The sequence below is a fragment of the Acinetobacter sp. GXMZU3951 genome (assembly GCF_054457875.1).
On record NZ_JBTLFO010000011.1, the window covers coordinates 24,610 to 48,696 of the forward strand.

General features: G+C 43.8%; 24 protein-coding genes. 15 read left to right on the plus strand and 9 right to left on the minus strand.

Features of this window, described 5'->3' with window-relative positions:
* Positions 1-115: 115 nt before the first annotated feature.
* On the plus strand, positions 116-1,792 hold the full coding sequence (locus tag ACX17N_RS14775; RefSeq protein ID WP_458893328.1) for a long-chain-fatty-acid--CoA ligase: 1,677 nt from the start codon (positions 116-118) through the stop codon (positions 1,790-1,792).
* A gap of 44 nt (positions 1,793-1,836) precedes the next feature.
* On the opposite strand, the gene ACX17N_RS14780 is transcribed toward ACX17N_RS14775, so the two are convergent.
* Positions 1,837-2,226 (minus strand): hypothetical protein, encoded by a 390-nt coding sequence (locus ACX17N_RS14780; RefSeq protein WP_458893329.1) that lies wholly within the window; start codon positions 2,224-2,226, stop codon positions 1,837-1,839.
* A gap of 107 nt (positions 2,227-2,333) precedes the next feature.
* On the opposite strand from ACX17N_RS14780, the gene ACX17N_RS14785 reads away from it, so the two are divergent.
* Both ACX17N_RS14785 and ppa read left to right on the plus strand, forming a co-directional pair.
* Positions 2,334-2,732 (plus strand): MAPEG family protein, encoded by a 399-nt coding sequence (locus ACX17N_RS14785; protein ID WP_458893330.1) that lies wholly within the window; start codon positions 2,334-2,336, stop codon positions 2,730-2,732.
* 111 nt (positions 2,733-2,843) lie between these two features.
* Positions 2,844-3,368: an inorganic diphosphatase gene (ppa, locus tag ACX17N_RS14790; RefSeq protein WP_458893331.1), complete on the plus strand. Its 525-nt coding sequence runs from the start codon at positions 2,844-2,846 to the stop codon at positions 3,366-3,368.
* Between the two features lie 103 nt (positions 3,369-3,471).
* Here ppa and ACX17N_RS14795 read toward each other — a convergent pair whose 3' ends face one another.
* On the minus strand, positions 3,472-4,767 hold the full coding sequence (locus ACX17N_RS14795; RefSeq protein WP_458893332.1) for an OprD family outer membrane porin: 1,296 nt from the start codon (positions 4,765-4,767) through the stop codon (positions 3,472-3,474).
* A gap of 851 nt (positions 4,768-5,618) precedes the next feature.
* Between ACX17N_RS14795 and ACX17N_RS14800 the strand changes: the two genes are divergently transcribed.
* Complete coding sequence (locus ACX17N_RS14800; protein ID WP_458893333.1) at positions 5,619-6,365, plus strand: TorF family putative porin; 747 nt, start codon at positions 5,619-5,621, stop codon at positions 6,363-6,365.
* Positions 6,366-6,401: 36 nt separating this feature from the next.
* On the opposite strand, the gene ACX17N_RS14805 is transcribed toward ACX17N_RS14800, so the two are convergent.
* Positions 6,402-7,886, minus strand: coding sequence for a YifB family Mg chelatase-like AAA ATPase (locus tag ACX17N_RS14805; RefSeq protein ID WP_458893334.1), 1,485 nt, complete (start codon positions 7,884-7,886; stop codon positions 6,402-6,404).
* 66 nt (positions 7,887-7,952) lie between these two features.
* Positions 7,953-8,180, minus strand: coding sequence for an accessory factor UbiK family protein (locus ACX17N_RS14810; RefSeq protein ID WP_458893335.1), 228 nt, complete (start codon positions 8,178-8,180; stop codon positions 7,953-7,955).
* Between the two features lie 278 nt (positions 8,181-8,458).
* Here ACX17N_RS14810 and glnK point away from each other — a divergent pair, with 278 nt between their 5' ends.
* From glnK to ACX17N_RS14845, 7 genes are all read left to right on the plus strand, one after another.
* Entirely contained in the window at positions 8,459-8,797 is a 339-nt protein-coding gene (gene glnK / locus ACX17N_RS14815; RefSeq protein WP_016168502.1) for a P-II family nitrogen regulator, read from the plus strand.
* 58 nt (positions 8,798-8,855) lie between these two features.
* Positions 8,856-10,259, plus strand: coding sequence for an ammonium transporter (locus ACX17N_RS14820; protein WP_458893336.1), 1,404 nt, complete (start codon positions 8,856-8,858; stop codon positions 10,257-10,259).
* Positions 10,260-10,399: 140 nt separating this feature from the next.
* The gene (nrdR, locus tag ACX17N_RS14825; protein ID WP_116762406.1) at positions 10,400-10,861 is read left to right on the plus strand and encodes a transcriptional regulator NrdR; all 462 of its coding nucleotides are present in this window, start codon (positions 10,400-10,402) and stop codon (positions 10,859-10,861) included.
* A gap of 8 nt (positions 10,862-10,869) precedes the next feature.
* A complete protein-coding gene (ribD, locus tag ACX17N_RS14830; protein WP_458893337.1) occupies positions 10,870-11,955 on the plus strand; it encodes a bifunctional diaminohydroxyphosphoribosylaminopyrimidine deaminase/5-amino-6-(5-phosphoribosylamino)uracil reductase RibD in 1,086 nt (361 codons plus the stop codon).
* Positions 11,952-13,241 carry a DNA adenine methylase gene (locus tag ACX17N_RS14835; RefSeq protein ID WP_458893338.1) on the plus strand — a complete coding sequence of 430 codons (1,290 nt, stop codon included), beginning with the start codon at positions 11,952-11,954 and terminating at the stop codon, positions 13,239-13,241. The genes ribD and ACX17N_RS14835 overlap by 4 nt, the downstream gene beginning before the upstream one ends.
* Positions 13,242-13,267: 26 nt before the next feature.
* Positions 13,268-13,927, plus strand: coding sequence for a riboflavin synthase (locus tag ACX17N_RS14840; protein ID WP_458893339.1), 660 nt, complete (start codon positions 13,268-13,270; stop codon positions 13,925-13,927).
* Positions 13,928-14,036: 109 nt separating this feature from the next.
* Positions 14,037-14,585 (plus strand): VTT domain-containing protein, encoded by a 549-nt coding sequence (locus tag ACX17N_RS14845; protein ID WP_458893340.1) that lies wholly within the window; start codon positions 14,037-14,039, stop codon positions 14,583-14,585.
* A 43-nt stretch (positions 14,586-14,628) separates the two neighbouring features.
* Here the strand turns inward: ACX17N_RS14845 and ACX17N_RS14850 are convergent, their stop codons facing one another.
* From ACX17N_RS14850 to ACX17N_RS14865, 4 genes are all read right to left on the minus strand, one after another.
* Positions 14,629-14,847 (minus strand): hypothetical protein, encoded by a 219-nt coding sequence (locus ACX17N_RS14850; RefSeq protein ID WP_458893341.1) that lies wholly within the window; start codon positions 14,845-14,847, stop codon positions 14,629-14,631.
* A 130-nt stretch (positions 14,848-14,977) separates the two neighbouring features.
* A complete protein-coding gene (blhA, locus tag ACX17N_RS14855) occupies positions 14,978-15,610 on the minus strand; it encodes a cell division protein BlhA (RefSeq protein ID WP_458893342.1) in 633 nt (210 codons plus the stop codon).
* Positions 15,611-15,633: 23 nt separating this feature from the next.
* Positions 15,634-16,041 (minus strand): DNA polymerase III subunit chi, encoded by a 408-nt coding sequence (locus ACX17N_RS14860; RefSeq protein WP_458893343.1) that lies wholly within the window; start codon positions 16,039-16,041, stop codon positions 15,634-15,636.
* On the minus strand, positions 16,034-17,482 hold the full coding sequence (locus tag ACX17N_RS14865) for a leucyl aminopeptidase (protein ID WP_458893344.1): 1,449 nt from the start codon (positions 17,480-17,482) through the stop codon (positions 16,034-16,036). Before ACX17N_RS14865 ends, ACX17N_RS14860 begins: the two co-directional genes overlap by 8 nt.
* 159 nt (positions 17,483-17,641) lie before the next feature.
* Here ACX17N_RS14865 and lptF point away from each other — a divergent pair, with 159 nt between their 5' ends.
* From lptF to ACX17N_RS14885, 4 genes are all read left to right on the plus strand, one after another.
* Positions 17,642-18,742 carry an LPS export ABC transporter permease LptF gene (lptF, locus tag ACX17N_RS14870; protein ID WP_458893345.1) on the plus strand — a complete coding sequence of 367 codons (1,101 nt, stop codon included), beginning with the start codon at positions 17,642-17,644 and terminating at the stop codon, positions 18,740-18,742.
* A 2-nt stretch (positions 18,743-18,744) separates the two neighbouring features.
* The gene (lptG, locus tag ACX17N_RS14875) at positions 18,745-19,815 is read left to right on the plus strand and encodes an LPS export ABC transporter permease LptG (RefSeq protein WP_458893346.1); all 1,071 of its coding nucleotides are present in this window, start codon (positions 18,745-18,747) and stop codon (positions 19,813-19,815) included.
* Between the two features lie 122 nt (positions 19,816-19,937).
* Positions 19,938-21,485, plus strand: a complete 1,548-nt coding sequence (gpmI, locus tag ACX17N_RS14880; protein ID WP_458893347.1) for a 2,3-bisphosphoglycerate-independent phosphoglycerate mutase — start codon at positions 19,938-19,940, stop codon at positions 21,483-21,485.
* 23 nt (positions 21,486-21,508) lie between these two features.
* Positions 21,509-22,675, plus strand: a complete 1,167-nt coding sequence (locus ACX17N_RS14885; RefSeq protein WP_458893348.1) for a S41 family peptidase — start codon at positions 21,509-21,511, stop codon at positions 22,673-22,675.
* On the opposite strand, the gene ACX17N_RS14890 is transcribed toward ACX17N_RS14885, so the two are convergent.
* On the minus strand, positions 22,676-24,082 hold the full coding sequence (locus ACX17N_RS14890) for a sigma-54-dependent transcriptional regulator (RefSeq protein ID WP_458893349.1): 1,407 nt from the start codon (positions 24,080-24,082) through the stop codon (positions 22,676-22,678).
* Positions 24,083-24,087: the final 5 nt, after the last annotated feature.

Below are 24,087 nucleotides of genomic sequence, written 5' to 3' on the forward strand. Positions count from 1 at the left end.
GGCTGTGTTCGTGAAAATGGATACGGGTGTGTGCTTTAAGAAGGTAAATAATCATGCACATACCCGAAAAAAAAGCTGCATATTTTAAGGACTATTGATTGGAGAGATTGGGAATATGGAAAAAATTTGGTTCGCTGAATACCGCAAGACAGGCATTCCTGAAACTGTAGAATTGCCAGCAGAAAACACATCTTTGGTTGATGTATTTGAGCGTAATTTCCAAAAGTTTGGTTCACGTGATGCCTTTATTTTCATGGATAAAGCACTTACTTTTAGTGAACTTGATGAGGCGAGCCGTAAATTTGCAACTTATTTGCAAAGTTTGGGTCTAGCAAAAGGTTCACGTGTTGCCGTCATGATGCCAAACGTTCTCCAATATCCAGTGGTTGCCCTTGGTGTATTGCGTGCAGGTCTGGTGCTGGTCAATGTCAATCCACTCTATACGGCACGTGAGCTTGAGCATCAATTGAATGATTCAGGTTCTGAAGTGTTGGTGATTATTGAAAACTTTGCCTCAGTTTATCAGAGCATTATCGGTAAAACGCCAGTAAAACATGTTGTGGTTGCTTCGGTTGGCGACATGTTAGGGACTTTAAAAGGCACGCTTGTGAACTTTGTCTTGCGCTCAGTCCGTAAGCAAATTCCAGCATGGAATATTCCGGGTCATATCCGTTTTAATGCGGCCATGTCGAAAGTTAATCCAGGCAATTATAAGCGTCCAAACTTGACACTTAGTGATACAGCGGTATTGCAATATACCGGTGGGACCACAGGGGTATCTAAAGGTGCAGAGTTAACACACCGTAACTTGGTGGCTAACTTATTACAGTGCGATGGTATTTTCCAAAGTAAATTTGGGGTGCAAGATGGTTCAAGCTCAGACCGAATTTTCTGTGCTTTACCGCTGTATCACATTTTTGCATTTATGGTTTGCGCGATGTATGGCATGTATAAAGGTCAAGCCAATGTCCTGATTCCAAACCCACGTGATTTACCTGCGGTAATGAAAGAATTACGTAAATATCAGCCAACCTTCTTCCCTGCGGTGAATACCTTATTCAATGCTTTAGTCAATAATGAAGAATTTAAACAGCTCGACCACAGCAAGCTAAAAATGGCGATGGGCGGTGGTATGGCTGTACTGCCTTCGACGGCTGAAGCGTGGAAGAAAGTCACAGGAACCAACATTATTGAAGGTTACGGCTTGTCTGAAACATCTCCAGTGGCAACCGCAAACCCACCTGCTTCAGATGAGTTTAGTGGCACGATTGGTATTCCATTACCACTCACAGAAATTGCCATCTTGGATGATGATGGCAACGAAGTCCCACTGGGTGAACAAGGTGAAATCTGTATTCGTGGCCCACAAGTCATGAAAGGCTACTGGAACCGCCCAGATGAAACGGCAAAAGTCATGGTCAATGGTTTCTTCCGTACCGGTGACATTGGCGTGATGGATGAGCGTGGCTATACCAAAATTGTAGACCGTAAGAAAGACATGATTTTGGTGTCTGGCTTTAACGTTTATCCTTCGGAAATTGAAGAAGTGATTGCCAAACATCCAAAAGTGCTAGAAGTGGCAGCGATTGGTGTGCCGGATGAAAAATCAGGTGAAGTACCGAAATTGTTTGTCGTGAAGAAAGATGCCTCTTTAACAACAGAAGAAGTTCTTAATTTTGCAAAAGAAAACTTAACGGGTTACAAACGTCCGCGTTATGTCGAGTTTATGGAAGAATTACCAAAATCAAATGTTGGTAAAATTTTACGTAAAGATTTACGTAAATCTGCATAAGCTTCACAAATAAAAAAGCGCCTTTGGGCGCTTTTTTTATGAGCTTAAATTTTTTTCTTCATCAGCCAGCGATCAAAATAGGGGCGACCTACACCAGCAATGCCAATAAAAATAAAGATGGTGCCAAATTGACGGCTAAATCCTGCACGGTTAAAACTGCCATAACTAAGAAAATTATCTGCCAAACAATAGATCATGCTTATCAAAACCCAGTGCCACAAAGGTAGGCGACGTATGCCGACTGCCCAAAATGCGACCCAAAGCAGAATAAAAGTACAGACAGTCGACCATATGTTCATATTGGCGCAAATGACGGTCAGTAAAAACGCCACTATCGGGAAGACAATCGTAAGTACACGATCCATTTGCCGTTGATGTTGATGCTGCTTTTCCAATTCATCAAACAATTTGTGCTGATCAGCATTGAATGGCATAGTCATTCCCTAAAGGTTTGGTTATAAAAACACTATATTTAACAAAAAATATTCTCGAATTGCCATGCTATGATAAGTCTTATTTATCCATCACGAGAACAAAATTGATGCAAAGCATTAGTGGTATTGTTTATCTCATTTTAATTGCGTGCTTATTCCCCTATGTGTTTACCATCATTGCTAAAATGGCAGGGGGATTTCAGGGCAGAGATAATCAACATCCGCGAGAGTTTTTAGCACAAACGACAGGTCTAGCTGCGCGTGCCAATGCGGCACAGCAGAATAGTTTTGAGGGGCTGCCTTTGTTTATTGCTGCTATTTTGATGGCAGAATATATGGTGCTCTCCCAAACGGTGATTATGACCTTTGGTATCGCTTATTTGGTCTTACGTGTCGTCTATGGGGTGTGTTACTTGGCCAATTGGGCAACTTTACGCTCAATTGTATGGCTATTGTCTTTATTATGTCCAATTTCTCTATTGATTTTGGTCATCAAACTCAGCTAATGAACGTGCATATTCCCTATTTTTACAGGGCAGATGTATAATCGCTGCGTGATCAAATCGAATACGATGATTTCGATTTCAATATAATTTAATTTGTTCAAGAGTGATGCTATGAGCTACAGCAATATCCCAGCGGGTAAAGATGCACCAAATGACATTTATGTCATCATTGAAATTCCTGCAAATGCAGCGCCAATCAAATACGAAATTGATAAAGACTCGGATGCGTTATTTGTAGACCGTTTCATGGGTACAGCAATGTTCTATCCAGCAAACTACGGTTATGTACCAAATACGTTGTCAGAAGATGGTGACCCATTAGACGTGCTTGTCGTAACTCCACATCCTGTACAACCTGGTTCAGTGATTCGTTGCCGTCCAGTAGGCAAATTGAACATGGAAGATGACGGTGGTATTGATGCGAAATTAATCGCGGTTCCACATGAAAAATTAACGCCATTGTACAAAGATGTTCAAGAATATACAGATCTTCCTCCACTTTTAATTCAGCAAGTGGAACACTTCTTTGCTCACTACAAAGACTTAGAACCTGGTAAATGGGTGAAGTTGACAGGTTGGGAAGGTGCAGAAGTCGCGAAAGCTGAAGTACTGAAAGCCATTGAAGCTGCAAAATAATCCTGTTAACAGGATTAAGGTTTAACTTTATCTTTTAAGTTAAACCTATTAAAAAACCTGCACAATGTGCAGGTTTTTTTAGATCTCTGAAAATGACTTCAAATTAGAAGAATTTTACAGGGATATCGAGGAATAAACGCCATTCGTTAGTGTCTGGCATGTATTCTTCTGCATAAGCATCATCATTACGGTAGTGTGAATAACGTACACGTAAGCTGGCATCTTTAGCAAAACCAGATTGAACGGTATATTTCACTTGGTTAAAGATTTCGCTCTCTTTTGCATCATTGTCTGTAGCTGTATCAATGTCCCAACCATAGACGTATGCACTTGTCCAGTTTAGACCTGGCACGCCCAAAGTTGCGAAATTGAGATTGTATTGAACTTGAACAGATTTTTCATCACGACCAATAAAGTCTGAAAGGTAAGAGTTTGGTAGGTAGATACTTTGACCACCATCAGCATTCTCACCATATGCATAACCTGTGTTACCAGTGTTTTGTTGGTAAGCAAGCATGACATTGTGAGCACCTGTGTTATAGCTACCAGAAATTGCCCAGATATTATTACTGCGGTTGTCGGACTCAACAGGTAACGTAGATGAAGATGCGCTAGCGCCTTTATCCCATTCAGTATGATAGCCGCTGAAGTCAAAAGTTAAAGTGCTGCTATTTGCAAGTGGATGTGCATAGTTGGCATTGATGTAATGACGCTCAAGTGCATTTTTACTGTCTAAGCCATAGTAAGAAGCATTGATTTGGTCATTAAACTTGTATTTAGCACCCCAAACGATTGCACGATCTAATTCATTGCCATCAGTATTGATTTGGTCAGAATATTGGTCTTTAGTGAATTTACCAGCAGTTAATTCTAAACCGTTAATTTCACGGCTAGTCGCTAAGACACCTTCGAAGTATTCTGGCACCATACGTGCTGTATTACTTGCAAGTACAGGTATGTCGAGTACTTGAGTACCATAGCGGACTTCAGTGTTCGAGATACGTGCTTTTACGATACCACCGCCACGGCCCCAGTGATCATAAGCATCAACGTGACCGTTTGCATCTACTGCACCATCATTATGTAAAGGAATCATTTGGTTGCCAGCGTGGTTATTTTCACCCAGTTTGAATGAACCATCGCCAATCACGCCTACACCAAAACCAACGATACCTTTGGTATAACCAGATTCGATTTTAACCATAGCAGATTGAGCGGCTGAGCTCGTATCTGCTACGCCATTTTTTTTGTCGCGAGTAAGATAACCAGTGCGGAACAATACTGATCCTTCAGCATCTTCTACAAATCCTTTTGCTTCACTTTGTTCGCTTGCATAAGCGGTAGTAATAAGGGCAGCCTGAATTAATACTGCTAATGTAAGTTTTTGCGCCTTTGGCATAAGAAACAACCTCAAAAAAAGATAGATTCAGAATTTCGTTTTTTGGCATAACTCGAAATTTTCATAAATTGTATAATTAATCTATAAAAAAGATAGATTTTTATTAATTTTATTTCATTCTTGTTACTGCCTACTTGACGAAATTGGTTTCTTGTAAACTGTGAGTTCTTAGTTGTTTTTTAGGCTTAAATCATTCATTCATAATAAGAATATATTTTACTAAAAGGAAAAATTTAAGCATTTTAAGCCCCATTTAAGCTTAAAAAAAAACAGGTTCTTTTGTTTATTTTTTCTTCATTATGTGTTTGTTTGGCGGTTTTTTATTCTGATTTGGGCTTGCATTTTTGTTTTTGGTGGAAATTCTAATTGAAAATGAGAAATGTTTCATTTAGGTGCAGCGGAAAAATGGTTGTATAACACACATGACAGAATGCCATTGCATTTTTCTTTTAAGGAGGTTTACGCGACCCTGAGAACTTTTTTAGTGCATAATTTTTATTCAATTTAAGGCGTGAGATGTTTAAATTGAACTTCAATGACGCATTTTTGATCGGCATCAGTGCATAGGATCGCGCTCGTATGTGAGCTGATGCATATACAAAGCGATATCGAGATGAGGTATGTGTTTAAAATAGATCGCCTAGCATGCATGTTGGGGGTGATATGGGTTCTGATTTAGTAGAAACATATCATTTTTATCTTCTTAAATTATTGAAAAATAAAAATAATATTTAAAAAAATAATAACGTTTAAAAACAAAAGTAATAAAGTTGGCATAACGCTTGCTAATACATCTCTGAGTTTATTAATTACAGTAAAAACGTCGTCATGCGATGTGGGGGAACCTCAGAATGAAATTTACTTTAAAAATGTTATCTATGGCCGTAGTTGCAGCAGCGTCGACTTTTACATTTGCTGATGAAGCGACTTCAGCCCATAGCGTCTCAGGAAATATTGGGGTATTTTCGAGCTATAACTTACGTGGTATTACCAATGTGCCTGAAAACAGTGGTGCAACTGTACAAGGTGGATTGGATTATAGTCATTCATCAGGTTTCTATGCGGGTTGGTGGGGTTCAACCTTGGATTACAATGCCGAAACACCAACGGGCAGTAGCGATACTTTTGAAAATGACTTCTATGCAGGCTATAAAGGCAGTATTACGCAAGACCTCGGCTTTACCTTAGGTGGGACCTATTATCTTTACTACCCAGCAGATGATTCTAACGTATTCGAAACCTTAGTCGGTCTAAACTACAAGAGCTTTGGTTTTACGGCACAAACCTTGACGGATGATGTGAAGTGGGGGAATGCGGGAGATACTTATTTCCTTGCGACTTATAGCCACGCTTTACCTCGTGACTTTAGTGCGAACTTTGCTTTAGGTGCTTATCTTTATTCAGATAGCGGTGAATTTGAAGGTGATACTTTAGATACCACTGAAGACTTTAATTTCCGTCACTTTACTGCGGGTTTAAGCCATCCATTGGGGGATACAGGTGCAAGCGTCAACATGGACTATATTGTGGGCGGCTATGACCGTTCAGACGTAAAGCAAAAGAACAAAGTGGTTTTTGGTCTGAAATATACGTTCTAAAGTTAAAAAATGCAAAGGCGACTAAGGTCGCCTTTTTTATGACTGATGTCGATACGACAACGCTTCGCTGAGATGTGCGCTTTGAATCTCTGCGGACTGCGCTAAATCTGCAATGGTTCTGGCAACACGCAAGACACGATGATAACCTCGCGCAGATAGGTTTAAGCGTTGTTGAGCCAATTCCAACATAGGTTTTGTTTGTGGATTTAAACAGGCATATTGTTCCAATTGTTGTGGACTCAAGGCGTGATTCAAGCAATTTTGCCGTTGCAGTTGTTGCTCATACGCTTGAATGACTCGATGACGGACACTTTCGGAATTTTCAGTAGGTGCATGATCCTGTAATTCTTGTACGCTCAGCGGCGGAACATCAATATGCAAATCAATACGATCAAGCAGTGGGCCCGAAATGCGGTTTTGGTAGCGTTTAATGGCTTCAGTCGAACATTGACAGCGTTGATCCTGATTAAAAGCATAACCACACGGACAGGGATTCATTGCTGCAATCAATTGGAAATTGGCAGGATAGGTAATTTGACGGGATGCTCTTGAGATAACGATCTCTTTAGATTCCAAAGGTTGCCGAAGCACCTCAAGCACTTTACGGTCGAACTCAGGCAATTCATCTAAAAATAGCACGCCTAAATGTGACAAGGTGATTTCACCCGGTTTCGGTTGTGATCCACCACCGACGAGTGCAATCGCAGACGCCGTATGATGTGGTGCCCGAAATGGGCGTTGACCAAAAGTGTGCGGTGTATTGGCAATCGAGTAGATACTGGCGACCTGTAAATTTTCTTGTGAATCTAAGGGCGGCAAAATACTCGGTAAGCGCGAGGCGAGGAGAGTTTTCCCTGTGCCAGGGGGGCCACGGAATAGCAAGGAATGTCCACCTGCAGCTGCAATTTCAAGACCACGGCGTGGTCGAAGTTGTCCTTTCACATCGGCCAGATCAAATTTATAGCTGTGAGATGCTGCTTGAGTTGTAGTCTGGACGGGTGTGAGTGGCTGATTCTGGGTTAAATGTGCACAGACGTCTTTCAGATGTTTGGCAGCATAGACTTCAAAATGGGGCAATTGTGCTGCCTCATATGCATTTTGTTCGGGCAAAACCAGACGATGCTGCGCTTGCTGACAGGCAATTGCAATGCTCAAAGTACCTGTGGTTGGGCGTAATTGACCATCCAAAGCCAATTCTCCAATAAATTCAAGCTGATCGATACCTTGTTCAGGGATTTGCCCTGATGCAATCAAAATCCCTAACGCAATCGGTAAATCTAGGCGTGAACCATCTTTGGGCAGATCTGCAGGCGCAAGATTGATGGTGAGGCGTTTACTGGGGAATTGAAACCCACTATTAATAATGGCTGATCGAACCCGGTCTTTACTTTCTCGAACGGCCGCTTCAGCCAGACCGACAATGGTAAGTGAGGGTAATCCTTGACTTAAATGAACTTCAACTTCAATTAAAGGGGCGTGCAGACCCAATAGCCCCCGCGTATTGATCTTGGCAAAAGACATATTATTGTTCCGTTTTGGTGCGTTATTTTTGATCGTTTATTGTCTTTTATTGCACTATTAATGTGCTTATTTTTTGTTCTGAATTTTTGCTTCGAGTACTTCAACTTGTTTCAGTAACTCCGTAAGACGAAGGTTCGCATTCGCTAGCGCTGTTTTTTGACGTTCGATTTCATCATGTGAGACTAAATCCATTTTCGTCACAGCCTCATTCAGTAAGGCTCTTAAGTTATGTTCTAGGTCACTTTTCGGTTGTTGTACTTGTTCTAGAATGGCCTGTAATAAAGTTTCAATCATTGTTTTATCCATAGTGATGGAGAAGAGCGGGTGCAGTTTATCACTGCTCAGGCAGAGACTATAGTGCTTTATTGATAATCCTAAAATTTATCCACAAAAATCTCTATTTTTCGGCGAAAAATCTCGAATATTAAGGCACTAAGCTTCGATTAAAAGCCAAAAATAGGGTATAAATAGAGACGTGTATAAGGTTTTTTATTTCCCTCAACCTTAGAAATCTTGGCACGAAAATTGAACATAAAACCTTACTGGTGAAAAAAGCCGAAGGAAAAACAAACATGAAGCTTGTAACTGCAATTGTAAAACCCTTTAAACTGGATGATGTGCGTGAAGCACTTTCTGAAATTGGTGTTCAAGGGATCACTGTAACCGAAGTCAAAGGTTTTGGTCGTCAAAAAGGTCACACTGAACTGTATCGTGGTGCAGAGTATGTTGTTGATTTTCTACCAAAAGTTAAAATTGAAATCGCAATCAGCGATGAAATGGTTGATGCAGTGATTGAATCTGTCACTCGTGTGGCGAGCACAGGAAAAATTGGTGACGGAAAAATCTTTGTGACTAACTTAGAGCAAGTTATCCGTATTCGTACAGGTGAAACAGGTCCAGATGCTGTTTAATTTGGCACAAAGTTTGCAGAGTATCGAATAACTCGCAAAATTAGGTTGGGGGACACGAATGAAAAAAATGCTACTTGCGCTGAGTCTATCAGGCGCGCTTTTAGGAGGTTCTGTTGCTTGGGCTGAAGAAGTAACAGCATCTGCTCCATCAGAAGAAATCACAACAACGACAGTGGATACTGCAGCCGCACTACCTGATGCACAAGCGGTCGCTGCACCGGCTCCAACTGAAGCAGTTGCTGCACCAGCAGCTGAAGAACCAACCTTAGATACTGGCGACACAGCGTGGATTTTAGTGTCTACAGCATTGGTTCTTTTAATGACAATCCCAGGTTTGGCATTGTTCTATGGCGGTATGGTCCGTAAGAAAAACGTACTTAGCACGATGGCACACAGTTTCGTGGCTGCGGCAGTGGTCAGTCTTGCATGGGTGATTGTCGGTTATACCTTGGCCTTCTCAGAAGGCAATGCCTTCATTGGCGGTTTTGATAAAGTCATGCTGTCAGGCATCACCACTAGCGCTCTGAGTGGCACAATTCCAGAAATTCTATTTGTTATTTTCCAAATGACCTTTGCCATTATCACGGTTGCGATTATCAGTGGTTCTGTTGCTGAGCGTATGAAGTTTGGAGCTTTTGTTGCATTCATTGCGATTTGGGTGATTGTGGTTTACGCGCCTATTACCCATTGGGTTTGGGGTGGTGGTTGGTTATTCAACGATGGTGCGCTCGATTTCGCAGGTGGTACAGTTGTTCATATTAACTCAGGTGTAGCAGGTCTTGTTGCGGCATATATGCTAGGTAAACGTATGGGCTTGGGCCGTGAATCAATGGCACCCCATAACCTAACCTTAACCGTATTGGGTGCAAGCCTGTTATGGGTCGGTTGGTTCGGTTTCAATGGCGGGTCTGCCCTCGGTGCAAATGGTTCTGCCAGCTATGCCTTGGTGACAACTCAAGTTGCAGCGGCGGCAGCAGCGATTGCTTGGTTGGTCACAGAAAAAGTGGTTCGTGGTAAAGCTTCTGTCTTAGGCGGTGCGTCTGGTGCGATTGCAGGTTTGGTGGTAATTACCCCTGCAGCAGGTTTTGTGACTGTCGGTGGTGCTTTGGCCATGGGTCTGATCGGTGGTGTAGTCTGCTTCTGGGGGATTACAGGTCTGAAACGTGCTCTTAAAGCGGATGATTCCTTGGATGCCTTTGGCTTACATGGTGTTGGCGGTATTGTTGGCGCAATTTTAACGGCTTTCTTTGCCAGCGAATTCATTATGGGCGACAAAGCTCCAGCCAATGTCATGAGTCAATTATGGGTGCAAGTTGAAGGTGTACTTGCAACGATTGCATACTCGGCAGTACTCACCTTCGTAATCTTAAAAGTGATTGATGTCGTGATTGGTATTCGTGTTGAAGCGGACGATGAACGCATGGGTCTCGATTTAAGTCAGCATGGCGAACGTATTGAGTAATTCAATCCTGCAATAATCAATATATTGTGTAAAACAGCCCGAAAGGGCTGTTTTTTTTCCATATCTAGCGTAATGCTCTACAAAAACCAGAATTTTTGCTACACTCTAAATTCGAAAATATTTTGTTTAATTCAACCGCCATGCATTGTCCTTTTTGCAACGCTGCAGACAGTAAAGTGATTGACTCGCGTTTGGCTGCAGAAGGCTGCCAAATCCGACGTCGCCGTGAATGTATTAGTTGCGGTGAACGCTTCACTACATTTGAAAGTTATGAAGTGGTGATGCCACGCGTGATTAAATCGGATGGTAAAAATGAACCATTTGATGAAGCGAAATTGCGCCGTTCCTTAATGCACGCCTTGCAGAAACGCCCTGTAACACAAGAGCAAATCGAGGCTGTTTTAAGTGATATCCAACTGCATATTCGCCGTTTAGGTGAGCGTGATGTTAAATCTCGCACCATTGGTGAAATTGTGATGCAGGCGTTATTTGCGCTAGATCATGTTGCTTATGTGCGTTTTGCTTCGGTGTATCAAGATTTTCAGGATGTCGAAGCGTTTCGTCGCCAAATTGAACAAATGCAACAACGTGAACATGAATGAGTGGACACATGTCTGAATTAAACCAAGATCAAGTCTGGATGCAACGGGCGATTCAACTTGCACAACGCGGACAGTATTCGACTAAACCCAATCCGAATGTAGGCTGTGTCATTGTTCAAAATGGTCAATGGGTGGGAGAGGGATTTCATCCACGTGCAGGACAGCCGCATGCTGAAGTCTTTGCCATGCGTCAAGCTGGAGCATTGACGCAAGGTGCAACGGCTTATGTGACCCTAGAACCTTGTGCGCATTATGGGCGTACTCCGCCTTGTGCTAAAGGTTTGGTGGAAGCTGGCATTGCCAAAGTGGTGGTTGCTTGTCCTGATCCCAATCCGTTGGTTGCAGGCAAAGGCTTACAAATTTTACAAGCGGCCGGTATTGCCGTCTCGACAGGTGTCTGTGAAGCCGAAGCTGCAGAGCTGAATCGTGGTTTTTTAAAAGCGATGGCCACTGGACTGCCTTATGTACGTTTAAAAGTCGCCTCAAGCTTGGACGGTCGTACAGCCATGGCATCTGGGGAATCGAAATGGATTACCGGACCTGAGGCGCGTTTGGACGTGCAGCATTGGCGTGCGATTTCAGGCGCCGTGATAACCGGTATTGAGACGGTTTTGGCAGATGATTGTTTATTGAATGTGCGTCAACTGGCCAATGTCGAAGATATTGCAGAGATTGTGCAGCCCAAACGGGTCATTTTAGACCGTCAGGGGCGTTTGCCGTTAACAGCCAAGATCTTACAACAGCCTGACACGGTCATGGTGATGGGACCTTTTAGAGCTGAATTGGCACAACTGGGGGTGATCCAGTTAGAAATTCAGTCTTTAGAGCGTTTATTACGTGCGTTAAAAGATTTTCAAATTTATGATGTGTTGGTTGAAGCAGGTGCAACGCTGTCCAGTGCTTTTTTAAAGCAAGGATTGGTTGATGAACTCATCAGCTATGTTGCACCTACCTTATTGGGTCAATCAGCGCGGGCTATGTTTAATGCAGAATATACGCATTTGGCAGAGCAACTTCGCTTTGAGCTAAAAGAAGTTTCCCAAGTCGGAAATGATGTGCGCTTAAGGCTAACTCCCATTCAAGAGTCTATATGAATCAAGAGTCTACGGTTTATCATAAACGACGTCACGCGGCACGGACCACAGACGAATATTTATTCCATCAGCTTGTACCTTATTTAGGGAATAAGCGTCGTTTATTGCATCTGATTTTAGAAGCACTTGAACAGACAGGTACCTTGAATGCCAAGGGACGTGCGCCGATTTTTGCTGACTTTTTTGCAGGCAGTGGTGTGGTGTCACGCTTAGCACGTCAAAATGGTTATCGTGTGATTGCCAATGACTGGGAACCCTACAGCCATGCCTTGAATCATGCCATTCTGGCCTGTGTGGATGCGCCTGCATTTAAAGAGTTGGGCGGCTATCAAAAAGCGATTGACTACTTGAATCGTCTGCCTGAAGTAAAGGGTTGGGTCACGCATAATTTATGTCCACGCAATGATGAAATCTACGACCCTGCCCGTGACCGTTTGTTCTTCAAACGCCGTAATGGGATGCGTATTGATGCGATTCGCCAACAAATTGCCACTTGGCAAGCCCAAGGCGCGATTGATGATGTCGAGATGAGTGCCTTGTTGGCACCGCTGCTGTATTCCGCAAGTTTCGTGAGTAATACCAGTGGCGTCTTTAAAAGTTTCCATCATGGTTGGGGGGGTAAAACCCAAACCGCTTTAGAACGCATTGAATCTTTGCTTTGGCTCACTCCAAGCCGTTTTTGTGAAGTGGGTGATCCGAAACGTCCTGCTGCTGAAATGTGGTGTGTGGATGCACAGCACTTGGCCAATCAAATGAGTGGGTTTGAAGTGGATGTGGCGTATTTGGATCCACCGTATAACCAGCATGCCTATAGCAGTAATTACCATGTGTTGAATGCATTGACCTTATGGGATCAGGTGGATTTACCCAGCCCCGACACCAAAGGCTTCAAGAGCGGGATTGATCGTGCTTGGCGTAAAGAACGTCCGAGTCCGTATAACTCTTCTAAATATGCTCAAGAAGCTTATGAGAAGTTACTCTCAACCATTAATGCACGCTATATTCTGACCAGTTATTCGACCGATGGTAATATTGAAGCGGCCGATTTGCTCAAAGCCAATTTGGAACGTGGTCGAGTGACGTTATTAACCCAAGATGTACCGCGTTATCGCGTTAGTAAGCAGCGTCAGTCTGAGCGCGCACGGGTGTTGGAGTTCATTGTGATTACCGATACGCATGCCAAACCGGGTCCGCCATTACGTCAGTTGCTGGGTCAACTGTATCATTTTGCCGAACTCGGCGGGGTGGATACTTCTGGGGTGAGTACCCAATTGGCCTTGTGGTAAGTCCAAATTCAGGAAAGAGAAAGATTATGTTTACAGGAATTATTGAAAGCCTTGGTCGAGTAGAAAGCTTACAAAGCGTCGGTGGTGATGTGCGTTTACGTATTCAAACTGATTTGGACATGTCGGATGTGCATTTGGGCGACTCGATTGCGACCAATGGCATCTGTCTGACCGTGATTGAATGGGGTGAGAACTGGTACGCGGCCGATGTTTCGCGGGAAAGTTTAAACCGAACCACTTTAGTCCACTGGAAAGTTGGGCAGCCCGTCAATGTAGAAAAAGCCATGTTGCCGACCACGCGTTTTGGTGGACATATTGTGAGTGGCCATGTCGATGCTGTGGGTGAAATCACGCTGGTACGCCAAGATGCCCGTTCATTATATTTTGAAGTGACTGCGCCTGCTGAAATTGCTAAATATTTGGCAGAGAAGGGCTCGGTGACTGTCGATGGCATTAGTCTGACCATTAACCATTTACGCGGCAATGTCCTGAGTTTGAATTTGATTCCGCATACGGCTGAAAGAACCAATATTGGTACGTGGAAAGTCGGTTCCAAAGTCAATCTTGAAGTCGATGTATTGGCACGTTATATCGAGCGTTTATTGCTGGGGGATAAAGCCGCAGAGACCACCGAGCAGTCAAAAATCAGCATGGATTTCTTGGCGGAAAATGGTTTTTTAAAATAAAACTTGCTTCTTACCGCCTAAAACAGCCTAGAATACTAGGCTGTTTTCATTTTTATGACAGGCAAAATGAAGCAGCAATGACCTGAGTTTATAGCAGTAGATTGATGTAATGCTTGATTTTTTTCTAAATCTCGAACAAATGTTACCGATGCTGTTGGCACAGTATGGAACATGGATCTATGCCATTTTGTTTCTGATTATTTTTGCAGAAACAGGCTTTGTATTTATGTTTTTTTTGCCGGGTGACAGTCTACTGATCGCGGTCGGGGCATTATGTTCATCATCTGCCATCATTCAGCTGCACAGCATGGGCATATTGCTGATCATTGCGGCAATTTTGGGTTATGCCGTGAATTATTATACTGGACAGAAATTAGGGTTTAAGTATTTGCATCGTCATTCACGTTGGATAAAACCTGAATATTTAAGCAAAACCAATCATTATTTTATGAAGCATGGTGGCAAAACTATCGTCTTGGCCCGTTTTATTCCTTTTGTACGTTCCTTTGCGCCTTTTGCTGCGGGAGCCGGACACATGAAAGCTTCGAGTTTTATGTACTATAACGTGATTGGCAGTCTGATTTGGATTGGTGTCTTGCTCAGTATTGGCTATGGTGCGGGCAATATCTTTTTTGCTGCATTAGAGTGGCTGGAGTGATCGCTAGCGACCACTCCTAGGTTTTACAGTTTCGACGGAAAGATTAATGCTTAATCACCGTGACTTCAGGCTCATTGTGCCAAGTGAAGGGGATGCTGTGTGGAGCCAGGCTGAAATGGCCTTTTTCAGATTCACGCGATAAAAATACCGAAAGTGATTGAAAATCAGCACGACTAATCAGTAATTGTTGTGCTGAAACTATCCATTGTTCGCCTGAATCGAGGGAGGCGATGCGGCGTGAAACGTGGTTCAACAGGTCCATTTTTTCTTCCTAATCTATTGCAATGTCAATCTCTGGAGTCATGACTTTAAAAGTAATTGTTTTAAAGTGATGACTATCATGTGACATTTATGTGTCAGTTTCATGACATTGTTTCAATCAGGTTAAAAAATTAAACTATTGGTTTTACATCAGAAAAATTAGAATTTTTTAATATGTAGTCAATTTCTTCTTGTGCGGCTGCGCGCAGCTTATTGCGGAATTGATGGACGGCTTGTTCAATTTGGGCTTCAGCTTCGAGCTCCAAACGCAAACGCACGCTTTCGAGTTCAGAGTGAATCTGTTGATCGAAATGGCCTAAACCTGGTGCAAAGTCCAAGGTTTGACTGCTGTCATTTTGATGGTAGCGCGCCGTATAGTGAAGCGTTTCTGTTTCAATCTGTTGGCGTAAATGAGCTAAAGTTTGGGTTTGTTCGGCAAACTGTCTGCGCTCATCGGCAAACAATTGTTCGGCATACTGAGCAGCACTTGCGCGCTTGTCTGCCAGAGATTTTTCTAAAGCCAGTTGACGACGGATGCGTGCCTCTTCAATCAAGCGGGCTTTTAGATCGGCATAGGCCTGTTCAATGCGTTGTTGCGCATGCAGTTGAGCCTTTTGGTCCGCAGCCAACCAAAGTTGTATTTCGGTTTCGGGCTGTAATAAATCACAAATATGATTGAGGTCATCCATAAATGTCTGACGTACAGCTTCAGGCGCATCTAACCAGCGCTGTTTAAAATCTGGACCGACATTTAATGCCACCATGCATCTCCCTAAAGGTTAAACAATTAAAGCTTGAAAGTTTGAGGTTCAATGCCGAAGCGTCGATATTGTTTAAATTTTTCACGACCGAGCTGTTTGGCAGCATCATTATTCTCAATAATTTCTATAATTTGGCTAAAATCATTGAATTGATCAAGTGCCTGATTGTTAAAATTAAAGACAATCCAATCTTTTTCTTTCGGTAACTGTGCCGAGATGCAGACCCGCGCCTGTGCTTGATCAATCCCATGTCCGATAAAGCTGCTGGCGTCAAACGTCCATAAGCGTTCATCCAGTTGTTGCTGTAGAGCCGCATCCGGGCAGTATAGCCAAACTCGTTTGGGTTGACGCAGGATTTTACGGCACAGACGGCAAGTGCTATCGACTTGCCGTTCTGGACTTTTTTCAAACAGATAAAAGCTAACTTTAGCCATTCGTGCTCACACGATTCGCTAAGAATTGCATTAAAAGTGGAACTGGACGTCCAGTTGCACCTTTGCTATTGCCTGAAAGCCATGCGGTACCTGCAATATCTAAATGTGCCCAGCGATATTCACGGGTAAAGCGTTGCAAGAAACACGCTGCCGTGACCGAACCTGCTTTGGGTCCACCAATATTGGCAATATCCGCAAAAGGTGAATCCAGTTGTTCTTGATAGTCATCAATCACTGGCATACGCCATACGCGGTCAAATGCCGTCTGACCTGCAGCATTCAATTCAGCAGCCAGTTCATCATCAGGGGTAAACATACCAGTTAACACGGAACCTAATGCCACCACACAGGCCCCAGTTAAGGTTGCAATATCAATCACCAATTCAGGGTTGAAACGCTTGATATAAGTCAAGGTGTCGCATAGCACCAAGCGACCTTCTGCATCGGTGTTTAAAATTTCAACGGTTTGTCCACTCATACTGGTGACAATATCCCCTGGACGGGTTGCGTGACCCGACGGCATATTTTCAGCAGCGGCAATTGCACCCACCACATGAATGGGCAATTTTGCTTCACATAAGGCACGTAAGGTGCCCAGTACAGACGCTGCACCACACATGTCGAATTTCATTTCATCCATGCCTAGGCCTGGCTTGAGTGAAATACCCCCTGTATCAAAGGTTACCCCTTTACCGACCAAGACAATCGGCGCTTGTTCAGGCTGACCAGTGTACTCAAGGGTAATGATTCGTCCTGGACGCTCTGAGCCACGACTCACCGCTAGGAAAGCAAACATGCCCATGTCCGCCATCTCTTGTTCATTGATGACCGTGACTTTGAGCTGTTCAGGATATTGCTGCGCCAAAGCCAGTGCTTGCTCAGCCAGATATTCAGGGAAGCAGATATTGCCCGGGCGATTGCCCAAGTCACGGGCATAATTTTGCCCCGATTGAATGGCTTGAATCAGGCTTAATTGTTGGCTGTTTAACGGACTTTGAGCGGCAATCAGCCCAACTTCATTCAGCAAAAATTCATTCTTTTTTGATTTGAATTCATCATAACCATAGGCTGCCTGAGTCAGGCTCAAGGCAAATACGTAGTGCAAGGCTTCAGGCAAAGCATTCAAATCAACTTGAATCTGCTGATATTTTTTTTGTGAAGATTTGATAATGGTTTGTGCAATTTTTGCTAATTTAGCAGGCTGTAATTCTTCAGCTTTATCCAGTCCAATCAGCACCGTATGTGCATAGCCTGGAATCTTGGCCAATAATGGCAAGCTTTCATTGAAACCGGCTTTAAATTGTGTCGCTTGAGCAATCTGTTCTAAGTCATTGATTTGATATGTGGCTGCGATTTGAGCGAGTTGAGAAAGCGGGGCTAAAATGAATAAAGCCTGATCGGAAGCGGGAGCTGGTAGAGCGGTATTCAAGCTGAGTTTCATAGGGGGTCTTCACGCCTTTGAGAGTTTTAAGTCATTCAGCCATTGAAACATTTTTATCGATAGAGTTTCAATGCAGAAGCAGGGGAATAGGTTTTATATTTTTAACATTCGGGTAAACTAACGATAGTTTTTACTCTTTTTGAAATTGGAAGAATCAATTTGATTATTCGGCGTTATTTAGTCAAGCAAGTGGTCTCTACCTCATTGGTTGTTATTGCCTTATTGACCTTAATTATGATGGGTGGCCGATTAATCAAATATTTCGGTGTCGCTGCCCAAGGGCGTCTAGATGCCAGTATTTTATTTAGCATCATTGGCTATCGTATGCCGGAGTTTTTAACCCTGATTCTTCCTTTGGGTTTCTTTATTGGCTTAATGCTGGTTTTTGGTCGCTTATATGTCGACCATGAAATGGCGGTAATGAACGGGAGTGGCATCAGTCGTCATCAGCTGGCGCGGTTACTTATTCCGATGACCCTGATTTTTATGCTGGTTCAAGCCAGCTTAATGCTGTGGATGTCGCCATGGGGTTTGCGTCAGTTCGAACAGCTCACTACCAGTCAAGCGGTGCGTACCGGTTTTGATCTGGTGCGACCCAAAGAGTTTATTTCATCGGGTCCCTATACCATTTATGCTGGGGATTTATCTGAGGACCGTCGTAATCTGAAGGATATTTTCTTCTATCAGCGGGCGGAAAAAGAAGGTAAACCCGATGTGATGATTTTGGCCAAAGAGGCCACCCGGGTTGAAGTGGCGAATGACACGGCCAATGTGGTTGATTTGGTGCAAGGTCGTCGTTATGAAATCTACCCAGGACATCCCAAATATACTCAAGCTGAGTTTCAAAGTTATCGTTTACGTTTAGAGAATGATGCTGAAGCCAAATTCGAAAGTGCTGAAGTTGAAGCACTCACAACAGGCAAGTTATGGCAGAACCGCAATGATCCAGTGGTGGCCAGCGAGTTGGGCTGGCGTATTTTTGTGCCTTTGGTCATGATTGTGGCATTAGGCTTGGCGGTGGCTTTATCTGAAGTCAGTCCGCGACAGGGGCGTTATTTAAAACTATTTCCGGCATTGTTGATTTTTGCCAGCTTGATTGTGGCGATGATGGCGATTAAAACCCGCGTCAGTAAACAGGAAATTGGAATTTGGGCTTATCCAATGGTGCTGTTTGTCTATGCCATTGCTGCAGCGATTTTCTCGCGTAAGCAGAAACTAGCCCCGAAAATTAAGAAACAGATTCAGCGAGTGAGGTCTTAAAAATGTTTGCACGTCGTATTGTCGCGAAACATGTGACTAAGACCACCGCCTATGCCATGTTGGGGGCAACGGCGGTCTTGTCTGTCTTACAGGTGTTATTTACCTATTTAGGTGAGTTGAGTGATCTGAATGACACCTATACCGCTTGGCAAGCACTGATTTATGTCTTGTGGGGAGCCCCACGCTATTTATATGAAATTTTACCCATCGCTGCCCTAATAGGTGCGGTATTGGGCTTGGGCACCATGGCCTCCAACAGTGAGCTGATTGTGATGCGCTCTATCGGCATCAGCCTATGGCGTATTGTGGGCTGGGTAATTCGTTCCGCTTTAATTTTGGTGGTCCTTTCCTTCGTGTTGAGCGAATGGGTCATTCCCTATACCAATGAACAAGCCAAAAGCGTGAAAAGCCAACGCAGTGTGGCGGCTTTAGGTGAAGTCAAAGGTTATTGGACGCGTGAGGGGCAGCGCTTTATCTATATTGATTATGCCAACTCGCAGGGTCAACTCCGTGATATTCAAGTGATCGATTTTGACCAAGAGTATCGTTTGAATAGCGTGCTCAATGCCGAGCAAGGGCAGTTTGTGCAAGATGGGCAATGGAATTTAAAAGATACCCAACAAGTCGAAATTCAGAATGCGGGCAATTCCATCCAACGTGAGGCAGCACAGCAACCCTTGGCTTTAGCCTTACAACCGAAATATGTGCATATGGTCACCATTGACCCTGAGGATTTATCTCCAAGTCAGTTGGTCAGCTTTATGCGTTATATGAATGAATATAGCCAAGTGCCTAAAACCTATCAGCTGGCATTCTGGCAAAAAGTCGGGTCACCCTTCGCCCTGATTGCGCTGGTTTTAATTGCTTGTTCTTTTATTTTTGGCCCGTTACGACAGCAGTCTATGGGTTTCCGTTTGGTGATTGCCTTATTTATTGGTCTGACTTTCTTCTATTTGCAGGATTTTCTAGGTTATGCCAGCTTGGTCTATTCTCCATCACCTGCATGGTTTGTGTTTGTGCCAATTGTGTTGATGTTTATCGTTGGTGGTTATTTATTGCGCCGCGCACGCTAAAATTTCGTGCAGATTGAAGAAAACGATCTGCACAAGCGGGTTTAACCCTGTTGCATACATGGAGTCTTGAGCGAAAATTCGGTAAGATAGTGCGACCAATTTATAGACAAAGAGTGTAAATCATGACGGATGCAACTGCTGGCAAAGTTCCGCACGTATTGGTAATTATGGATGGTATTGGGCACCGTGAAGCGGTGCAAGATAATGCCTTCCTGGCTGCACAAACACCAAACTTGACGGCTATGCAACAAAAGCATCCGCATGGATTGATTTCGGGTTCTGGTGAAGATGTGGGTCTACCAGATGGTCAAATGGGCAACTCAGAAGTTGGACATATGAACCTCGGCGCAGGACGTGTGCTGTATCAAGACTTTACCCGTATTACCAAAGATATTCGTACAGGTGCTTTTTTCGAGCATCAAGTTTTGATTGATGCGGTTGAAAAAGCCAAAGCCGCACAAGGTGCTGTGCACATTATGGGCTTGCTGTCTGAGGGTGGGGTGCACTCGCATGAAGACCATATTGTGGCCATGGCTGAATTGGCCTTGAAACGCGGTGCGAAAGTCTACCTGCATGCCTTCTTGGATGGTCGTGATACGCCTCCAAAAAGCGCACAGCCTTCATTAGAAAAATTAGATGCCTTATTTGCGCAATATCCGAACCAAGGGCGTATCGCAACCATGATTGGTCGTTATTTTGCCATGGACCGTGACAATCGTTGGGATCGTGTAGAACAAGCCTATCGCCTATTAACTGAAGGCGAAGCTGTACGTGTTGCAGCAACGGCAGTAGAAGGCCTAGAAATGGCCTATGCAGCAGAAGAATCTGATGAATTTGTCAAAGCCACTCGTATTGGTGATGTTGCTAAAGTTGAAGATGGCGATAGTATTGTCTTTATGAATTTCCGTGCGGATCGTGCGCGTGAAATTACCAAAGCTTTTGTGGAAAAAGACTTCGCAGGCTTTGAGCGTAAAGTGGTGCCGAATCTTGCGATGTTTGTAATGTTGACCCGCTATCAAGCCACCATCGATGCGCCTGTGGCTTATATGCCTGAAGCTTTGCACAATTCACTCGGTGAATATTTGTCAAACTTGGGTAAAACCCAGTTGCGTATTGCTGAAACGGAGAAATATGCCCATGTCACTTTCTTCTTCAGTGGTGGTCGTGAAGATGAATACCCAGGTGAAAAGCGTATTCTCATTCCATCACCGAATGTCGCGACCTATGATTTAAAACCAGAAATGAGCGCGTATGAAGTGACAGATGAATTGGTTGCTGCAATCAATTCTGGTGAATATGACCTGTTGGTGGTGAACTATGCCAATGGTGATATGGTTGGTCATACAGGGGTATTTAATGCCGCAGTGAAAGCGGTCGAAGCGGTGGATACGTGTTTAGGTCGAGTCTATGCGGCGGTTATGGCGCAAAAAGGTCATATGCTGATTACTGCCGATCATGGTAATGTGGAGCAAATGCAGGACTATGCAAGTGGTCAGGTACATACGCAACATACCACGGAATTGGTGCCGTTTATTTATGTCGGCCCAACGCAAGCCAGCATTGCTGAAGGTGGTGTGTTGGCCGATGTGGCACCAACCTTATTAAGTTTGATGCAACTTCCAATTCCAACAGAAATGCAAGGCCGTAATTTAATTACCCTTCAAGCCTAAGCAGGCAGTTAACAGGTGAATCAATGACCCAACACTTGAAATTTGTTATTCCATTAACAGCTTTATTCATGTGTTGTGCTCATGCCACTGGGGCAGTCGAGGACACTCAGGCTGCTCCAGAGTTTGATGAAATTGAACAAAGTTATCCCGAAGTGCCTGTTGAATCGATTCAGCAATTTGTGCAAATTTACGGCATTGTGAAAGATAACTATGTCGATAATAAAAATGATGAACAACTCTTCCAACAAGCCATTCAAGGCTTAGTCAGCGGTCTAGACCGTTATTCACGTTATTTATCTCCAGAAGATTATAAGCAGTTGGTGCAATATACCGATGGGGATTTGGCTTCGGTCGATTTCAATTTAAGTTATGACAATCAGCGCCAATGGACGATTCAAGGGCTAAAGCCAGAAGCAGATGCCTATAAATTGGGGCTACGCAATGGTTTGTCGGTAGTGAAAATTGAAGATCAGGAACTGAAAAAGCTTAATCGGGAGCAGGTGAATGCCTTATTATTCGGTTCGATCGGTTCTACCTTGAGTATTCAACTCAGCCAAAATTCCGCGCCTATCAGTGTGGTGCGCACCAAAAAGATAGAAACCGATATTGAAGCACAAATGTTGCATAATCAGGTTTTGCTGCTGAAAGTTCGTGTCTTTCAGCAAGATACCGCCAATGAAATTAAGCGTTTGATTGAAGAAAACAGTAACCCACGTTTAAAAGCGGTACTGATTGATTTACGGAATAATCCTGGTGGTTTACTCTCTGCAGCGGTTGAAACGGCAGACTTATTTTTAAATCAGGGCATTATTGTGACGACCAAGAGTCGTTCGGAAGGTAATCAGCAATTTCAGGCTTTACCGAGCTCTGAATTTCAGAACTTAAAAGTCGGGGTTTTAATTAATGCCCGATCGGCTTCCGCTGCGGAAGTCTTTACTGCTGCCATGAAAGAGCATCGTCGTGCTTGGGTGGTGGGGGAAAAGAGTTATGGCAAGGGCGTGGTACAGAAACTGTTCCCATTATCCAATGGTGCAGCCTTGCAAATGACCGTGTCGCATTATTACACCCCTACCGGCAAGATGATTGAAGGTATTGGCATTCAACCGGATCAAGCCTATCCCTTGCAACATGATATGAAAGAAGAAACCTACCTAGAGCATGTTGCAGAGATGTTGGCAAATCGTCGCTAATTACTCATCGGTATCGAGTCCAAACTTCTTCAGACGATAACGCAATGAGCGGAAAGACATCCCAAGCTTTTTGGCAGCCAAGGTGCGATTCCAGTGCGTCATATTCAGGGCATTGAGTAAAATATCTTTTTCAATATTCTCTAGATACAGCTCTAAGCCTTCTTCTGGCAACTTCTTCGGCCCTAAGGTCACTTCTGAAGCATTGGTCATTTGATCTAAGCTCGGTACCTGAGGGCTGAGACTGCGACGTAGCGGTGCGCTTTGCAGGTGCTGCACATCAATATAATCTTCATCACTTAAAGTAATTGCCCGTTCAATGATGTTCCGCAATTCACGCACATTGCCAGGATAATACTGCGCCAAGAGAAAGTCTTTGGCACGTGGCGTCAGGGCTTTACTGTCAATTTCCCATTCACGGCAGACTTTTTGAATAAAGTGATGGGCGAGCAAGAGAATATCTTGACCCCGCTCTCTCAATGGGGGGAGTACCAGATCCATGACATGAATACGGAAGAACAGGTCTTGTCGGAATTTACCCTGTTGTACTAAAGATTCTAAATCTTGGTGGCTGGCACTGATCACACGAAAATCGACATCAATTTCAGTCTCTGAGCCAATCGGGCGAATCGATTTTTCTTGGACTGCACGTAGCAGTTTCACCTGCATATTCAGCGGGAGTTCTGCAATTTCATCCAGAAATAAACTGCCGCCATGCGCAGACTGAATCAGTCCTTGCTTGTCTTGTGTGGCGCCCGTGAAACTGCCTTTCTTATGACCGAAGAGCTCACTTTCCAGTAAGTCTGAAGGAATGGCACCACAGTTGATGGCAATAAATGGCCCTTCATTACGATTACTGAGACGATGTACCAGATTGGCCACCACTTCTTTGCCCGTCCCTGACTCACCCGTAATAAAGACCGGTGCTTGAGAGCGTGCAATCTTCTTTAACGTGACACGCAGTTGCTGGATCGGTAAAGACTGCCCAATTAACATGCGTTGTTCGAGGGCATCTTCCTGTGCAGTCTGTTGATGTAAGGGCTTGTTGAGGGCTTTTTGTAGCAGCTGTTCCAGATGGGTTTGTTTGATCGGCTTGCTGACGAAGTCAAATGCCCCAGCTTTCAGTGCGGCAATGGCGATATCCATATTGCCGTAGGCTGTTAAGACCGCAACTGGTAATTGCGGATAATGCTGGGAAATTTCCTCAACCAGCTCCAAACCGCTGCCATCTGGGAGATTTAAGTCGGTAAAACAGACATCATATTGTTGTTCCATCAACATTTTTCGTGCTTGTGACAAACGATAGGCCACATGCGTTTCTATCCCCATACGGCTGAGCATCATTTGCATCAGTGTACATAAATCTTCTTCGTCATCTACAAATAAAACGAGTGGTTGTTTCGCCACCATAACAC

Coding starts and splice junctions, on each gene's coding strand:
- ACX17N_RS14865 (WP_458893344.1), bottom strand. CDS start 17,482: ATGAAACTCAGCTTGAATACCGCTCTACCAGCTCCCGCTTCCGATCAG.
- ACX17N_RS14820 (WP_458893336.1), top strand. CDS start 8,856: ATGAAAAAAATGCTACTTGCGCTGAGTCTATCAGGCGCGCTTTTAGGA.
- ppa (WP_458893331.1), top strand. CDS start 2,844: ATGAGCTACAGCAATATCCCAGCGGGTAAAGATGCACCAAATGACATT.
- ACX17N_RS14845 (WP_458893340.1), top strand. CDS start 14,037: ATGCTTGATTTTTTTCTAAATCTCGAACAAATGTTACCGATGCTGTTG.
- ACX17N_RS14850 (WP_458893341.1), bottom strand. CDS start 14,847: ATGGACCTGTTGAACCACGTTTCACGCCGCATCGCCTCCCTCGATTCA.
- blhA (WP_458893342.1), bottom strand. CDS start 15,610: ATGGTGGCATTAAATGTCGGTCCAGATTTTAAACAGCGCTGGTTAGAT.
- ACX17N_RS14795 (WP_458893332.1), bottom strand. CDS start 4,767: ATGCCAAAGGCGCAAAAACTTACATTAGCAGTATTAATTCAGGCTGCC.
- ACX17N_RS14885 (WP_458893348.1), top strand. CDS start 21,509: ATGACCCAACACTTGAAATTTGTTATTCCATTAACAGCTTTATTCATG.
- ACX17N_RS14775 (WP_458893328.1), top strand. CDS start 116: ATGGAAAAAATTTGGTTCGCTGAATACCGCAAGACAGGCATTCCTGAA.
- ACX17N_RS14800 (WP_458893333.1), top strand. CDS start 5,619: ATGAAATTTACTTTAAAAATGTTATCTATGGCCGTAGTTGCAGCAGCG.
- gpmI (WP_458893347.1), top strand. CDS start 19,938: ATGACGGATGCAACTGCTGGCAAAGTTCCGCACGTATTGGTAATTATG.
- ACX17N_RS14890 (WP_458893349.1), bottom strand. CDS start 24,082: ATGGTGGCGAAACAACCACTCGTTTTATTTGTAGATGACGAAGAAGAT.
- ACX17N_RS14780 (WP_458893329.1), bottom strand. CDS start 2,226: ATGCCATTCAATGCTGATCAGCACAAATTGTTTGATGAATTGGAAAAG.
- ACX17N_RS14860 (WP_458893343.1), bottom strand. CDS start 16,041: ATGGCTAAAGTTAGCTTTTATCTGTTTGAAAAAAGTCCAGAACGGCAA.
- nrdR (WP_116762406.1), top strand. CDS start 10,400: ATGCATTGTCCTTTTTGCAACGCTGCAGACAGTAAAGTGATTGACTCG.
- lptG (WP_458893346.1), top strand. CDS start 18,745: ATGTTTGCACGTCGTATTGTCGCGAAACATGTGACTAAGACCACCGCC.
- glnK (WP_016168502.1), top strand. CDS start 8,459: ATGAAGCTTGTAACTGCAATTGTAAAACCCTTTAAACTGGATGATGTG.
- ACX17N_RS14840 (WP_458893339.1), top strand. CDS start 13,268: ATGTTTACAGGAATTATTGAAAGCCTTGGTCGAGTAGAAAGCTTACAA.
- ACX17N_RS14810 (WP_458893335.1), bottom strand. CDS start 8,180: ATGATTGAAACTTTATTACAGGCCATTCTAGAACAAGTACAACAACCG.
- ribD (WP_458893337.1), top strand. CDS start 10,870: ATGTCTGAATTAAACCAAGATCAAGTCTGGATGCAACGGGCGATTCAA.
- ACX17N_RS14785 (WP_458893330.1), top strand. CDS start 2,334: ATGCAAAGCATTAGTGGTATTGTTTATCTCATTTTAATTGCGTGCTTA.
- ACX17N_RS14805 (WP_458893334.1), bottom strand. CDS start 7,886: ATGTCTTTTGCCAAGATCAATACGCGGGGGCTATTGGGTCTGCACGCC.
- ACX17N_RS14835 (WP_458893338.1), top strand. CDS start 11,952: ATGAATCAAGAGTCTACGGTTTATCATAAACGACGTCACGCGGCACGG.